A 14801-nucleotide genomic window follows, 5' to 3' on the forward strand; every position below is an offset into this window, starting at 1 on the left:
CATACGAAGGGGCCGGTGCGACCCACCGCCCCGAGAATCAGTGCGGCGAGCAGTGCCATGCAAAATTTCAAGCCGTGATAAAATTTTACTACCGCGCCAAAATCCCGCATCGCGATAAAATTCTATCGCCGTGCCGTTAAAATTTACGCCGCGAAATTCTATGCCGCCAAAATTCTGTGCCATAAGATTTAAACGCCGTAAAATTTCAAAAAGCCGCGCCGAATTCCACGAATTTTCATAGTCGCAAGCCGCAAAATTTCAAAAAACCTCGCGAAATTTAGCAAATTTAATCTTTAATTTCAACTGCCTCATCCTTGATCTCGACCTTTTGCGTAGCGTTTGCGTCGGCTGCGGGCTTTAGATAGCCCTCTTCTATCAAAATTCCTACCGCCCGCTTAAATATCGGCAGCGCGTTTTGAGCGGCGTAGTAGCTGCCCCTTTTAGGCTCGCGCACCAAAACGCCGATCGTGTAGCTGGTGTCCGCGTCGTTGGCAAAGCCGAAAAACGAGCTGTTATAGGCGCTCGAATAGCCGCCTCCCTTGGCGATGCGCGCAGTGCCCGTCTTGCCGCCGATTTGCAGCCCCGCTACCCGCCCTTTGCGCCCCGTGCCGCTCTCGACCGTTTTAATTAAAATTCCTTTTATTACGTCAGCGGTAGGTTTAGAGATGACCTGATGGGTTTCGCTTTCGTTAACGGTGTAAGTTTTGCCGTTATTTTCTAAATTTTCCACTAGGCGCGGGCTAATCATGACGCCACCGTTGTTAAAGACGGTATAGGCATTGAGCATCTGAAGGAAGGTCATCTGCGCGCCGTAGCCGTAGCTGATCGTGGCTTTGTAAATTTTATTATTCAGGCTTTTGATGCTTGGGATATTTCCGCTTTGCTCATACGGCAGATCGATACCCGTTTTTTGCGACATACCGAAGTTCATCAGCCCATCATAAATAGCCTGCCCCTCCAGCCGCTCTGAAATTTTAATCATTCCGATATTTGAGCTGTGGATGATGATCTCCTCGCCGCTCATCTGCTTAGCCGGGTGCGTGTCGCGGATCGTGCGAGTACCAAGCTTATAGCTGCCGTTATAGGTGTTGATGATCTCGCCCGGTTTGACGGCTTTGGCATCATAGGCGATTGCGAAAATTATCGGCTTCATAATCGAGCCCACTTCGTAGGCGTATTCGCTCGCGGTAAAATTTAAATTCTTAAGATCGTTTTTCGTGATGTTTGAGGGGTCATAGCGGGCATTGGTCGCAAGGGATAAAATTTTGCCCGTTTTGGAGTTCATAATGCCCACAACGATTTCTCGCGCATCGTAATTATCAGCGCCCTCATCGCTTAGGCGCTCTATCCTTCTTTGCAGCGTTAGTGGCACGCTTAGACGGACGTTATAGCCGTCGATCCTGCCCGTTTTTTTGCTACTGCGCTCTAGAATGATGTTGCCGCCTATATCGCGCGGACCCACGATAAACTCATCTCTAACCGGCGCTAGATAATACTCATAGTACTTCTCGATCCCCTTAATTCCGCTAACCTTGGTGATACCATCAACCTCTTTTTTATTGATATAGCCGATTAACGGAGTTAGCGAATCACCGACATTGTAGCTGCGCTTCTCGCCGCTTTCGGTCACGCTCATGCGGATAGGAGGATTTAGCCTGCCGTTTGCGCCTATGAAGCTGACGAAGACCTTTTTTAAATTTAGCTTATACGCAAGCTCTTTTAGATGCACGGCGGTTTTGGCGTCGATCTTATACGACAGCACGGTCGTGCCGCCAGAGCCCTCGATCGCGCTTTTGACGCGCTTTTCACTATCGCCCGTGTAGATGCAGTATAACCGCACGAAAAGATCAAGCTTGTTTTTATCGATGCTGCGCGCATCGACGCTAACTTTGTAGAGTTTGACGGAATTTGCCGCGACGTAGTTATCTTTTGCGATTATCGCGCCGCGGATCGCGCTGTTGGTTTCATTGACATCCAGGCGCGGTAGCTTGCGCTCAGTGCTGCCCCAAAAATATAAAATCGCCAAAAATACAAAAAGCGCCGCCGGCACGAATATAAACATCACAATAATCATACCGACCGAGGAGCTTTTATCTCTTTGCCACATCTTATTTCTTTAAAATTCTAAATTCCGCGCATTTTTTACGCTGCTGCATCTCAAGCTTTGACTCAATGCTGCGCTCCGCGCGGAACTTTAAGATCCGCAAAGCGCTCAAAGCCGCTATCTTGCGCACTAAGCTCAGCAAATAGAGCGAGGAATTCCGCTCGCGGCATCTCTTTAGCACCCATAAATTTCAGATGCTCGTTCATAATCTGACAATCGATTAGAAAGCCGAAATTTGCAAGCACCTCACAAAGCCTAATCAGCGCGACTTTCGAAGCATTGCTCTTTAGGCTCAGCATACTCTCGCCGCAAAACACCCGCCCAAAAATTAGCCCGTATAGCCCACCCACAAGCTCGCCATCTTCGTATGCCTCAACGCTGTGAGCGTAGCCGTCTGCTGCCAAACGCGAGTAAGCCTGCACGATCTGCTCGCTGATCCACGTGCCGTCGCTCTCTTTTTTTCGTACGTCTTTGCAGCGCTCGATGAAGCCCTTAAAATTCGCGTCAAATTTAACGTCATATCTCTTAAGATAGGGCTTAATGGACTTTTGCACACGCACTTCACGCGGATCAAGCACTGCGCGCGGATTGGGCGACCACCATAAAATCGGCTCATCCTCGCTAAACCACGGAAATATCCCTGCGCTATAAGCGCTAAGCAAACAATCCTCGCTCAGATCGCCGCCACTTGCAAGCGGCGCAAAATCGGGCGCATCCATAGGATCTGGAAAATCGTAAAACTGAGCCATTATTTAACGACGCTGCTTTGAGCTAGTGCGGGTTGCTTTTTTTCTATCTGCGGCAAAGGCGTAGAAGCAAAGCTAAAGCTTAGCTCGCCATCTTTTACGCTCACGCTAACTAAGCCACCCTCTTGCAGCGCGCCAAAAAGCAGCTCACCGCTTATATGATCGCTGATCTGAGAGCTGATCTCGCGCTTTAAATTTCGCGCTCCAAACTCGTCCGAATAGCCACGCGAGATAATCAAATCTTTTGCTTCCTTATTTAGGCTAATCTTTACGTTTTTTAGCTGCGACTCTAGCTCGCCGATAGTTTTATCCACGATCTTTTCTAAAATTTCGCCGCTTAAGCGGTTAAAATTTATGATTTTATCGATACGATTGCGAAATTCCGGCGCAAAAAAGCTTTTTATGGCACTATCTACTTTATAGCTCTCGTCCTTCGTAAATCCAACTTGCGGCGCTTCTTTCGTGCCTAAATTCGATGTCATTATTAAAATCGGTCGTAACGCCGTTGTTATCGGTAAGACTTGCGTTATCGAAAATTCCTAAAAAAATATTCGTCATGCTAGGATGAGCTTTTTCTACCTCATCAAATAAAATGACGCTGTAGGGGTGCTTTTTGATGTTATTCGTTAAAATTCCACCGTTTTCAAAGCCCACGTATCCAGGAGGTGCTCCGATGAGCCTAGAGACGCTGTGAGCTTCCATATATTCACTCATATCATAGCGTTCAAAATGCACTCCAAGCTGTGCGGCTAAGACCTTGGCTAGCTCACTTTTGCCCACACCGCTACTACCTGCGAACAAAAATACGCCGATTGGGGAGCTTGCGCCTCCAAGCCCGGCGTAAGAGCGTAGAAGCGCCTTACAAAGACTGCTAACCGCTTCATCTTGACCGAAAATTTCACGCTTGATATTGGCTTCCAGATTTTTTAGTACTTGTTTATTATCGACACTACTACTTAAATTTGCGATATTCGCGCTAATAGAAAGCGTATTTACTAAATCATCCTTACTGATTTCAAGCGGAGCTTCATGCGGCTTAAATGCAAAACTCGCACCCACCTCGTCGATGAGATCAATGGCACTATCGGGAAGGAATTTATCGTTTTGATATTTTTTAGCAAGCGTTACGCTATCTCGCAAAATTTCGTCGCTAAATTTTACGCCGTGAAATTCCTCATATTTTTTGGCTACGCCTTTTAAAATTTTGACGCTATCGTCAATGCTAGGCTCGCTTACATCGATCTTACAAAACCTGCGACTAAGCGCCTTATCCTGCGAAAACGAGCGGTATTCGCCGTATGTAGTAGCGCCGATGACCGATAGCTCGCCGCTTGCAAGCGAAGGTTTTAGGATGTTTGACATATCAAGTTCGTTGCGATTGCCCGTGCCTGCGCCAACGATCGTGTGAATTTCATCGATAAATAAAATCGCGTTTTGATTAGCGCTAAACTCGTCTATGAGATCTTTTAGTCTCTCTTCAAACTCCCCGCGCAACGTAGTGCCTGCGATCAGCGAGCCAGCATCAAGGGCGTAAATCACCTTATTTTTTAGCTTTTCTGGCACTTCGCCGCGGACGATTTTTAGCGCGATACCCTCGATGATCGCGGTTTTACCAACTCCTGCTTCGCCCACTAAGATCGGATTATTTTTCTTGCGGCGACAGAGGGTTTGTAGCGTCTTTTCGATCTCTTTTTCGCGTCCGATGAGTGGATCGATCTTGCCCTCAAGCGCGATTTTATTGAGGTTTGCTGTATAAAGTGAACTAGGCGAGTCCTTTTTAATATCGCGCTCGTTTATCGCGTCCTTTTCGCCCTCAAACGCAGGCTCAAATTCCGTATTCTGCCACTGCCTACGGCTTTCGTCGTAATTCATCGCATGCGTGATATCATCGATATCGTATGAGTTTAGCTTAATCGCTGCGGCTTCGTCGCGAGAAACGACCTCATCACGGTGATCGAAAGCGGATTTGTACTTTCGCACGATGAGCTCAAAAATCGCAGCATTGATACCGTAGTGATTTAAAATTTTAGTGCAGTCGTTTTCCTTATCATTTAGAATTTTAAGCATAAAATCAAGCTCGTTTTTAGGCTCTTTAGCGTTATTTAATTCAGTATAGAACTGCTTAAATTCTATCGTCTGCGCCGGATCCTTACCGCTTGATTTAGGCATCATATCCAAAAGCCCGCCCAGATTATCCAAGATATTTAGATAGTTAATATCCGGAATTTCTTTGGCGATGAGCCCGTGAAAGGGCTTATTGTATTTAAAAATCGCATAAACTACGTGCGAAGTGGTGATATATTCGTCCTCGCCGTCGTTTGCGACGCTGATTGCTTGTTCAAAATGTTTGTTTAAAAAAAATCCTATCATTGCTTTCCTTTAAATTTAATCCTCTTCGATCTCACATCTAAGAGGGAATCCTGCGGCCTTTGCCGCTTGTAAAACCGCTTGTTGCTTGCACTCGGCTATCTCTTTAGGATACGCGCCGCAAACCGCGCGACCCTGCTTATGAACTTTCATCATTAAATCTACAGCATCGTTAAAGTTTTTAGCAAAAATCTCCATCAAAATATAAACCACGAAATCCATCGTCGTCACGTCGTCGTTTAGTAAAATCACCTTATACGGGCGAGGCACGAAAGATTTTGTTTTGGCGCGAGTGTGAATCTGCACGCCGGTTTTAGTTGCCATTTTTTATCCTGGCGATATCGCTTTTTATCACATCGGTATCGACCATACCTAAGTAATACGGCTTGCCCCGCTCATCACCCTCGTTAATGTCGGTAAGCCTTTGATATTTTCCATCTTTAAGTACTACCTTAAAAGGGATCGAAAGCGCGTGGCGATAACCGATGTCGCTTAAAATTTGACCTACTATACGCTCATTTTGTTTTGAATTGGAGATGAAATAATACGCATTAAACTTTTTCGTAAAATTTTCGATCACCTGCGCGTCCGTAATGTCCTCAAAATAAATCAAGCCGACCATTAGAAAATCCGCGGAATTTTTTAACTGAAAGTCCATCAGATGCGGCGCTTCGATGCGGCATGGCTGACAGTAAGTACCGAAAATATCAAACATTAAAATTTTATCGCTGTCCGCAAGCTTAAAGCCCTTTTCTGTCCGCTCAATCGTTACCTCGCCGCCTACGACGCTTTTAAGCGTAAGGCGCTCGCCCGTTTTAAACGGCGTAAAAGCTACCTCCTCGCCACTTTCTCCGCCAATACGCTCGCCATTTTTATCTTGAGCAGAATTTTTTGCCATCTGATTCTCGCTCGCGGCAGGATTCTCGCCAGCAGAGCCCGTCTTTTTCTGCGAATCATCTCCGCAGCCACTTAAAACAAAAATCGCCAAACATGATAGTAAAAATTTCTTCATTGCATTTCCTTCGGGTTTAAATTTAAGCCCGCATTTTAACCAAAGTTTTGTGAATTTAAAATGAATGCTTGTCGTATCGCTTCATCGCGCTTTGCGCTTCGCGGTCGGCTTCCTTGCGCTTTAGCGATTCGCGCTTGTCATGCAGATTTTTGCCTTTTGCTAAAGCGATACGCGCCTTTACGCGGTTTTTATCATTGAGATACAGCGATAAAACCACGATGGTAAGACCCTCTTTGCTAACCGCGCCCAGAAGCTTATCGATCTGTTTTCGGTGCATCAAAAGCTTTCGCGCCGCCCCTTCGTCGGGACGAAAGTGCGCGTTGGTGCTCTCAAGATAGCTGATATGCGCGTTTAGCAAAAACAGCTCGCCGCGGATCACGCGACAGAAGCTATCTTTGAGATTGCCCCTGCCCGCGCGTAGAGCTTTGACCTCGCTGCCCTTTAGCACGATGCCCGCTTCAAAGCTTTCAAGTATCGTAAAATCGTGAAACGCCTTGCGATTTTTACTCAGTTCTTTCATCTTTTTCCTTCTAAATTTGACCCTAAGCTTAGCCCGTTTTTGCTTAAATTTAAAAGCGGGCGAGCGAAATTTTAAATTTTATCTTTAAATTTAGCTTTTAAATTTTAACCGTGCGCCTTGGAATTCTTATTTTAAGAAAAACACGCTGCTACCGCTGCCGCTTAGAAACATATCGCGATACTTGCTCATCTGCGGATATAGCTTTATGCACGGCGCGAAAAGATCGTTTAACGTAAAGCCGCCATATTGCGCCAGCAGCTGCTCGCTGCTTAAACGCAACATCTCTTGCGCCTGTGCGGCGTTTATATTTTGCATGAAGCTTGCGCGAAACTCGTTATAAACCGCGCCGGTAGAGCAAAAGATCGCTGGCGTTAAAATTTCGATCGCAGGCAGACGGTCCTCGAAAGGCTCGATGATCTCGCCGATACCGCGCACGTTCGCAGCCTCAAGCCCGCTAACAAAAAACGCGACGTCTGCACCGATATTTTGCGCAATCGAAATAAGCCACTCGCGCGGAATTTTTAAGCTTAATTCCTCGTTTGCAAGCCGCAAAAACGCCGCCGCATCGCTACTGCCGCCACCAAGACCCGCACCGATCGGAATACGTTTTTTAAGCACGATCTTGTGCGAGCTGAAAAAATCCGCAAGCTCGCGCGCAAAGCCCGCCTGCTCGAGCGCCGCTTTGGCTTTTAAAATTATATTATCCGCGATCTGTGCGGCGCCGCATTCAAGCGCAAAGCCGCTCGCGCGCTCGAAGCTTATCTCATCAAAAAGCTCCCTGCGCAGCACGAAGCGCGAGGCGATCTCGTGGTAACCGCCGCGCGTGCCGACGACTTTTAAAAAAACATTGATCTTTGCATAAGCTTTCAAAATTTTACTCCTTCTGCGCCTTGCGCGTTTGCGTTAAATTTAGCCTGCAACAAGCCCATCTGGCGCGATTAAAATTTTAATCCGTGCACCGTGAAGTGCGCCCCTAGGAATTTAACCCGCAATCGCGGCGCCCGATACGTAAATTTTATAAAGCGCGAAATTTAGATCCGCAACGCATACGGCCGAATTTCAACCCGCGGCGCAAATATATCTTAGCGATTAAAATTCCGAGCCAGCAAAATTCTAGCCGCGCTGCGATAGATCGTAAATTTAGCTTAGCGGTGCGCCGCAAAATCAAAACCATCGTCGCAAACTACGCATTACCGCGAGCCAGAATTTCACTCGGCAAAGACTGCTTACCGTGCCGCGACAAACTCCAACCTGCGCGCTTTTTAAATCGAGAAATTTTAATCTCGCGGCGCGTCGTCATCGCGCGGCAAAAGCGAATTTAAACGCCGCTTCGCCGCGTTTAAATTTAGCCCCCGCGGATTTATGCCTTTCGCGAGCGAGCGCTGCCTACGGAGCCGCATGTTTAAATTTTAAATTTACTCCGCCCGATGCCGATTTTGCGATCCGTGCGCAACGAAAGAGCGCAATCCCGCCGTCCGAGGTAAAATTTAACCGCGCATAGCGGCGCGCTATGCGAGCAAATTTAAAACGCGCCGTATTTATAACCGCTCAAATTTCAAGCCAGGGCCGCCCGATCAAAATTCCGCCGCAGGCTGGGGCCGCGGCTTAAAACGCGCCGCCCGCGATCGGAACGTCATTCCAAAGATACCTCACCTCGCCCGCGCCAATCTCGATGATCGAGTAAAAATCGCCGCAGATAAGCAGGTAGCGGCCGTCCGCGCGGCTCGCCAGATCCTTTGCGGCAAGCTTCTTGCCCAGGATCACGTCGCGCGCGTCGCCGTCGTAAAAGTTCGGCGCGAGATCCAAAAACTCGAGCGGATTTAGCGTCGCCTCATCCGCAAAACGCGGATCTTGCAAACAAAAAGCCCCCTCGCTCTCCCGCCTAAGCGCGCTTAGCGTACCGCAAACGCCTAGTTTTCCTGCTAAAATTTGCGCAAAAGAGCGCACGTAGCCGCCTTCGCTGAGTGCGACGCGAAAGCTCACGAAGGGGTGAGCGTAGCTTAAAATTTCGGCTTCAAAAACCCGCATCGAGCTCTCTTTCAAGCTCACCTCTTCGCCCGCGCGAGCGAGCTTGTATGCGCGCACACCGCTAATTTTTTTGGCACTGAAAGCGGGCGGGATAAATTTTATCTCGCCGCGCATTTGCGCCATCGCGACGTCTAAAACCTCGCGCGAAAGCGGCGGAATTTGCTCCACGCGCCCTATGTTTTCATTATCGCCGCTTGGGCTTTGCGCGCCCAACCACAGCGTCGCAGTGTAAACTTTTGGCTCCTTTTTTAAAAATCTAAAAAAGCGCGCGTATTGCCCGAATGCCACGATCAGCGCGCCGCTTGCGAAAGGATCGAGCGTGCCGCTAAAGCCCGCCTTTTTCACGCCGTATTTGCGCTTTAGAGCGCTTAAAAATTTATTGCTGCCGATACCCGCGGGCTTGTCCGCCAAAAACAATCTATTCATAAGAGCCGATCTTTTCTACGAAATTCGACATTATCACGCGCGAAATTCCGCCGAAATTTATAGTGAGCCGATCGCCGTTTACCGCCGTGATCTGTCCGATCCCAAATAGTTTGTGTTTGATCAGCTCGCCCTTGCTAAAGCTGCTACTTTGCTCGCGCGGAGGCTCTTTAGCCACCAAACCCGCCTCGGCTATAAACCTGCTCGCATCAAGCCTCTCGCGCTTGCCGCGATAAAAGCGGCTAGCGGCAAAGCTAAGCGTGAGAGTGCGTTTGGCGCGCGTAATCGCTACGTATGCGAGTCTGCGCTCCTCCTCAATGTCGCTACTATCGCCCAAAAGCGGGAAAAAGCCCTCCTCCAGTCCGATTACGAAAAGGTGCGAAAACTCAAGTCCTTTGCTCGCGTGCACGCTCATTATATTTATCGCATCGCCCATGATGGCGTCCTGATCGCTAAGAAGGCTCAGCTCGTTTAAAAATTCCGCCAGATCAAAATCGGGCTTATTGCTCGCCTCGTCCTTCAGCATCGCCAAAAACTCGTCAATGTTTGCAACGCGATCGGCGCCGTCGGGCAGCGAAGCATAGTAGGCCTTTAGCCCGAAAGCGGGCTCCAGCGCGTCTATTTTTTTGATCGTATCGGCTAGCGCGGAGATAGAAGCGATGCCGCTTTTAAGCTCCGCTAGAGCCTGCGCCGCCTTGGCGCTAAGCCCTGCGTCCGGCTCGCTAAAGGCGTCAAATAGACTGATAAGCCTCAGGCGCGAAAGCTCCTCGAGCTTTGCCAGCGAGACCTTGCCGATGCCGCGCTTGGGCACGTTTATGATCCGCCTCATCGAAAAGTCGTCGTGCTCGTCATTTGCTAAGCGTAGATAGGCGATCGTATCCTTGATCTCGGCGCGCTCGTAAAATTTCACACCGCCTACCATTTTGTACGGGATTTTGGCTCGATTCAGCCCCTCTTCCAGCGCGCGCGAAAGAGCGTTTACGCGGTAAAGCACGGCGATTTGAGAGGGCGCTACGCCGCTTGAAAGCAGCTTTTTGATGGCTTCTGCGATCTTTGCCGCCTCGATACCCTCCTCGTCCGAGCGCAAAATTTCGATCTTTTCGCCGCCGCCGTTCATGCTAGTAAGGCTCTTGCCGAGGCGGTTTTTGTTATGCGAGATAAGCTCGTTGGCGGCATTTAAAATTTCATCTGTGGAGCGATAGTTCTGCTCGAGTTTGATAAATTTTACGTTTGAGAACAGATCTTTAAAATTTAGAATATTTTCTATCCGCGCGCCGCGCCAGCCGTAGATACTCTGATCGTCATCGCCCACTACCGCGAGGTTTTCGTGCGCGGTGCAGAGCTTTTGCAGCAGCTTGAATTGAATGTCGTTGGTGTCCTGATACTCATCCACCGTGATATAAGCGTAACGGCGCGAAATTTCATCGCATAATCGCTCATTCGCGTTTAAAATTTTATACGGCAATATCAGCAGATCATCGAAATCCACCAGATTATTCGTCGCCAAATACGCCTCGTAGCGCTTATATGCATCAGCGCAATGCGCGTAAAATCCGCTATACATCCTGCTTAGCTCGTCATCTTCGCCCTTTAGAAGCTCGTCGATATCTTTGGGGGCGATCAGAGAATTTTTGTAAGTTGAAATTTTGGCCGCTAATAGCGACGTGGGCAAATTTATCTCAAAGCCCTTGATGATCTTTTTCTTATCGTCGGTATCGATTACTTGGAAGTTTGCGCTACGCCCAAGCTCGCTAATATGAAATTTCAAAAACAGAAGCCCAAATTTATGAAAGGTGCACAGAAGCGGCACGTTGCTTAAATTTAGCCCGCTTATCAGATTAAGCGCTCGCGAGCGCATCTCGGCGGCGGCTTTATTCGTAAACGTAAGCGTGAGAGTATTTTCCGCAGGCACGCCGTTTGAGAGCAAGTAGGCAAGGCGCGCGGTGATCGTTTTGGTTTTGCCGCTGCCTGCACCCGCTAAGATTAACATAGCTCCGTCCACGTGGCTCGCAGCCTCGCGCTGAGCGGGATTAAGACCTTCTAAAATATCGCTCATTTTGAGAAAATTTTACGCGATTTTTCGCGCTTAAGCCACTCGGACTCGGGCTGGGAGAAATTTACCGCGATGGGCTTGCCGTCCACGACGATCTGCAAAACCGCGTAAAACGGCACGCTAAGCGTGCTTGCAAAATCCTGCGGCCCGAAACCCGCCTCGAAAACCAGCTCATCCTTGCTAAGATGCGCGCTAGAAAGCGTGTATTCCTCCAGCTGCAAAAAGATCGCGGGCATTTTGAAGCTTTTTAAAATTTCCTCCGGCAGCGGCGGGTCAAATTTTATCTGATCCGTCCTCGCAACGATGCCAAATCCGCATCCAAGAGCCAAAACGTAGTCCAAAACCGCGCCTATATGTGTGCTGCTCGCAGCGATAAATTTATCGTCTTTTAAAATTTTATCTATCATCCTAACCCCTCACAAACTCATCTACAAGCGCCGCGACCTGCTCTATGCCGATGCGCCAAAACTCGCTTTTATTGATGTCAAAGCCGAATTTCGCCACCAGCTTTTGCGGCTCGTCGCTGCCGCCCGAGCTTAAAAACTCGGTGTAAATTTGAACGAAATTTTCGAGCTTGCCGCTCTTATACAGCCCGTAAAGCGCGAGCACCAAAAGCTGCGCGTAGGCGTAGGAGTAGCAGTAAAACGGCGAGTGGATGAAGTGCGGGATGTAGCTCCACCAGCTTTTGTAATGATCCTGCAAGATCAGCTCGCCCGCAAACATCTTGCGCGACTCCTCCATCCAAAGCTCATCGATCTGTCCCGTGCTTAGCTCATCCGCGCTTTCATGCACGCGCCGCTCAAAGGTCGTAAATCCGATCTGGCGGTAAAGCGTCGCGAAGATATCCTCGATCTTTGCCGCGAGCATCGCTCGCAGCGCGGCCTTATCGCTTGCAGTCTGCGATGGCGTATCCGTATCGCGCGCTGCAAGCTCGCACGAACCCGCAGAACCTTGCGAAGCGGCCTGTTTTACGGCGCGCTCGTTTGGAATTTTACCGCCCTGAGCCTCTTGCGAAGCGTCGTACTTTAAATTTTGCGAGCCGTCCGAGGCGGCGGTGATTTTTAAATTTGGCGAGCCGTTTAAATTTGAAAAATTTTCGCGCATATAATCAAACACCAGCATCTCGCAGAAAACCGACGCAGTCTCAGCCGTCGTTAGCGGCGTGAAGGAGTTAAAATAGCCCACGCCGTAGCTTAGATACTGATGTATCGCGTGCCCCAGCTCGTGCGCGAGGGTAAATACGTCGCGGCGCTTGCGCGTGAAATTTAAAAGTACAAAAGGGTGCGTGTCGCGCGAGCCGGAATGCGAAAACGCGCCGCTTTGCTTATTTTGCGCAGGCATCGCGTCGATCCAGTTTCGCTCAAACGCGATCAGCGCGATCTGCTTAAATTTCGGGCTGAATTTTTCAAATGCCGCAAGCACGATCTGCTTAGCCTGCTCGAAGCTAAACTCGCTCTCGTCGCCCCCAAGAGGCGCGTATCTGTCGTAATCATACAGCGCGTCGTAGCCTAAAATTTCGCGCTTTTTGGCGTAAAATTTGCCGACTAGACCGAAGCTTCGCTCCGTCTCTGCGATCAGCGCATCGACGCTTGCGATGTTTATCTGATTTTCCTCGTGCATCACCGCCTCAGCTTTATCGTAGCCGCGCAGCTCGCAGCGAATTTTAAGATCGGTTTTGATCATATTGTAGATGTAGCCAAGCAGGTGAGAGTTTTGCTCTAGCACCGCACTTAGCGAGGCTGCGGCGTCCTTTCGCACCTCGCGATCAGAGCTATGAAGCAGACTTAAAATTTCCTCCTCGCCGAGCTTGCGCCCGCGAAAATCAAAGCTCATCCGCGCCATGCTCTCGTCAAAAAGTCGCGAAAACGCCTCGCCGCTTACGGGCGAAGTTTTTAAAAGCACGCTTTCTTGCGGCAAGCTTAGCTGGTGGGCTTTGCGCTGCTTAAGTAGGCTCAAATAATATCTAAATCTCCCGCCCCCTGTGATAAACTCGTCCTGTTTTGCGGCGTCCAGCTCGTTAAATTCAAGCTCGAAAAAGAGTAGGCTCTGCGAAATGTCGTTGCAAGCTTGCTCTGTCTTGGCCTGCTGCGCTCCAAGGCTCGTATCTCGCGCAAAGCTAAGATGTGCAAAGCTCATTATCTTGCCGATCTGCTCGCTGATGCTCTCATAAAGTTCAAGCGCGCCTAAAAATTCCTCCGCGCTAAGGGCGTGCAGCTTATCTTTAAATTTAAGCTCAAAATCCCTAGCCTGCGCGGCCGCGCTATCTATCGCAGCGCTAAATTCCGCTTCGTTTGCAAACAGCTCGCCCAAATTCCAATTCATCGATTTCCTTTTAAAATTTTTGGATAATTTTATCAAAAAAGAATAAGTAAAATTTTAAAAACCGCGAGATCCGCCGCCCTAGCGGAAATCGCGGTAAATTTTAAGGTGAGTTATTTTTGCATACTTTGCGACGCGATCGCCGTAAAAATCACGTCGGTAGAGCTATTAATCGCGGTTTCTACAGAGTCTTGGATCACGCCGATGATAAAGCCGATCGCGACTACCTGCATTGCGATATCGTTTGAGATATTAAAGAGCGAACACGCAAGCGGTATCAGCATCAATGAGCCGCCTGGCACGCCGCTAGCGCCGCACGCACCGACTGCCGAGACCACGCAAAGCAGCAGCGCCGTCCAAAAATCGGGGCGCACGCCAAGCGTATGAGCCGCAGCAAGCGCCAAGATCGCGATTACCACCGCAGCGCCCGCCATATTTATCGTAGCTCCCAAAGGGATCGAGATCGAGCTTAGCTCGTCGCTGATGCCGAGCTTTTTACATAAATTTAAATTTACCGGGATATTCGCCGCCGAGCTGCGGGTGAAAAACGCTGTGAGGCCGCTTTCGCGCAGGCAGGTAAATACGAGCGGATATGGATTTTTCTTAATCACCGCAAAGACGATGAGCGGATTTACCACGAGGGCTACGAACGCCATCGCGCCTACGAGTACGACTACGATTCGCGCATATCCCAGCAGGGCATCGACGCCGGTTTGATACACAGTAGAGGCTACTAAGCCGAAAATTCCAAACGGCGCGAGCTGGATGACGAATTGCACGATTTTGGTTACCGCTTCGCTCAGATCGGTAAAAATTTTTTTCGTTTCGTTGGTACAAAATTTAAGCGCGACGCCAAGACCTATCGCCCAGGTTAAAATTCCTACGTAGTTTCCGTGCGCGATAGCGTTTAGCGGATTATCTACGACCTTAAAAAGCAGATCTTTTAGCACGATCCAAACGCTCGCGGGGACCGCATTTTCTGCCGCGCCGATATTGCTTAGAGCAAGCTGCGTCGGAAATAAAAAGCTGGCTGCTACCCCCACGCACGAGGCTAAAAAGGTGCCTACGATATATAGAACAACCACGCGTTTTAAGCCGCTTGCGCTACCGTATTGTTTATTTACGATCGAGCTTAAGATCAAGATAAAAACTAAAATCGGAGCTACCGCTTTAAGGGCGCCTACGAATAAATTTCCTAAAATTTCCGCAAAAGCTACTACGTTTATTAA

Annotated in this window: 13 protein-coding genes; all 13 read right to left on the bottom strand. The window is 49.0% G+C overall.

Annotated elements, in window-relative coordinates; translation table 11 throughout:
* Positions 1-286: 286 nt before the first annotated feature.
* Positions 287-2107, bottom strand: coding sequence for a penicillin-binding protein 2 (locus Q0095_RS03085; protein WP_297881264.1), 1821 nt, complete (start codon positions 2105-2107; stop codon positions 287-289).
* A gap of 62 nt (positions 2108-2169) precedes the next feature.
* Entirely contained in the window at positions 2170-2853 is a 684-nt protein-coding gene (gene aat, locus Q0095_RS03090) for a leucyl/phenylalanyl-tRNA--protein transferase (protein WP_297881266.1), read from the bottom strand.
* On the bottom strand, positions 2853-3332 hold the full coding sequence (locus Q0095_RS03095; protein WP_366806016.1) for a hypothetical protein: 480 nt from the start codon (positions 3330-3332) through the stop codon (positions 2853-2855). The genes aat and Q0095_RS03095 overlap by 1 nt, the downstream gene beginning before the upstream one ends.
* Entirely contained in the window at positions 3268-5220 is a 1953-nt protein-coding gene (locus Q0095_RS03100) for an AAA family ATPase (RefSeq protein ID WP_366806017.1), read from the bottom strand. Before Q0095_RS03100 ends, Q0095_RS03095 begins: the two co-directional genes overlap by 65 nt.
* A gap of 15 nt (positions 5221-5235) precedes the next feature.
* Entirely contained in the window at positions 5236-5541 is a 306-nt protein-coding gene (locus tag Q0095_RS03105) for an ATP-dependent Clp protease adaptor ClpS (RefSeq protein ID WP_291936640.1), read from the bottom strand.
* Entirely contained in the window at positions 5531-6229 is a 699-nt protein-coding gene (locus tag Q0095_RS03110; RefSeq protein ID WP_297881269.1) for a TlpA family protein disulfide reductase, read from the bottom strand. The genes Q0095_RS03105 and Q0095_RS03110 overlap by 11 nt, the downstream gene beginning before the upstream one ends.
* Before the next feature lie 55 nt (positions 6230-6284).
* Complete coding sequence (gene smpB / locus Q0095_RS03115) at positions 6285-6749, bottom strand: SsrA-binding protein SmpB (RefSeq protein WP_005871759.1); 465 nt, start codon at positions 6747-6749, stop codon at positions 6285-6287.
* 126 nt (positions 6750-6875) lie between these two features.
* On the bottom strand, positions 6876-7619 hold the full coding sequence (locus tag Q0095_RS03120) for a 4-(cytidine 5'-diphospho)-2-C-methyl-D-erythritol kinase (protein WP_297881272.1): 744 nt from the start codon (positions 7617-7619) through the stop codon (positions 6876-6878).
* 735 nt (positions 7620-8354) lie between these two features.
* Complete coding sequence (truB, locus tag Q0095_RS03125; protein ID WP_297881274.1) at positions 8355-9203, bottom strand: tRNA pseudouridine(55) synthase TruB; 849 nt, start codon at positions 9201-9203, stop codon at positions 8355-8357.
* On the bottom strand, positions 9196-11256 hold the full coding sequence (locus Q0095_RS03130) for an ATP-dependent helicase (protein ID WP_297881276.1): 2061 nt from the start codon (positions 11254-11256) through the stop codon (positions 9196-9198). Before Q0095_RS03130 ends, truB begins: the two co-directional genes overlap by 8 nt.
* The gene (locus Q0095_RS03135) at positions 11253-11660 is read right to left on the bottom strand and encodes a hypothetical protein (protein WP_297881278.1); all 408 of its coding nucleotides are present in this window, start codon (positions 11658-11660) and stop codon (positions 11253-11255) included. The genes Q0095_RS03130 and Q0095_RS03135 overlap by 4 nt, the downstream gene beginning before the upstream one ends.
* A gap of 1 nt (position 11661) precedes the next feature.
* Positions 11662-13575: a M3 family oligoendopeptidase gene (locus Q0095_RS03140; protein WP_297881280.1), complete on the bottom strand. Its 1914-nt coding sequence runs from the start codon at positions 13573-13575 to the stop codon at positions 11662-11664.
* Positions 13576-13685: 110 nt separating this feature from the next.
* On the bottom strand, positions 13686-14801 hold a 1116-nt coding region (gene sstT / locus Q0095_RS03145; protein ID WP_297881282.1), incomplete at its 5' end, for a serine/threonine transporter SstT.

It is taken from the genome of uncultured Campylobacter sp. (assembly GCF_938045535.1).
Lineage (GTDB): Bacteria > Campylobacterota > Campylobacteria > Campylobacterales > Campylobacteraceae > Campylobacter_B.

Bases quoted from the DNA above. Each gene is read 5' to 3' on its own strand.
- Q0095_RS03085 (WP_297881264.1), bottom strand. From the start codon at position 2,107: ATGTGGCAAAGAGATAAAAGCTCCTCGGTCGGTATGATTATTGTGATG.
- aat (WP_297881266.1), bottom strand. From the start codon at position 2,853: ATGGCTCAGTTTTACGATTTTCCAGATCCTATGGATGCGCCCGATTTT.
- Q0095_RS03095 (WP_366806016.1), bottom strand. From the start codon at position 3,332: ATGACATCGAATTTAGGCACGAAAGAAGCGCCGCAAGTTGGATTTACG.
- Q0095_RS03100 (WP_366806017.1), bottom strand. From the start codon at position 5,220: ATGATAGGATTTTTTTTAAACAAACATTTTGAACAAGCAATCAGCGTC.
- Q0095_RS03105 (WP_291936640.1), bottom strand. From the start codon at position 5,541: ATGGCAACTAAAACCGGCGTGCAGATTCACACTCGCGCCAAAACAAAA.
- Q0095_RS03110 (WP_297881269.1), bottom strand. From the start codon at position 6,229: ATGAAGAAATTTTTACTATCATGTTTGGCGATTTTTGTTTTAAGTGGC.
- smpB (WP_005871759.1), bottom strand. From the start codon at position 6,749: ATGAAAGAACTGAGTAAAAATCGCAAGGCGTTTCACGATTTTACGATA.
- truB (WP_297881274.1), bottom strand. From the start codon at position 9,203: ATGAATAGATTGTTTTTGGCGGACAAGCCCGCGGGTATCGGCAGCAAT.
- Q0095_RS03130 (WP_297881276.1), bottom strand. From the start codon at position 11,256: ATGAGCGATATTTTAGAAGGTCTTAATCCCGCTCAGCGCGAGGCTGCG.
- Q0095_RS03135 (WP_297881278.1), bottom strand. From the start codon at position 11,660: ATGATAGATAAAATTTTAAAAGACGATAAATTTATCGCTGCGAGCAGC.
- Q0095_RS03140 (WP_297881280.1), bottom strand. From the start codon at position 13,575: ATGAATTGGAATTTGGGCGAGCTGTTTGCAAACGAAGCGGAATTTAGC.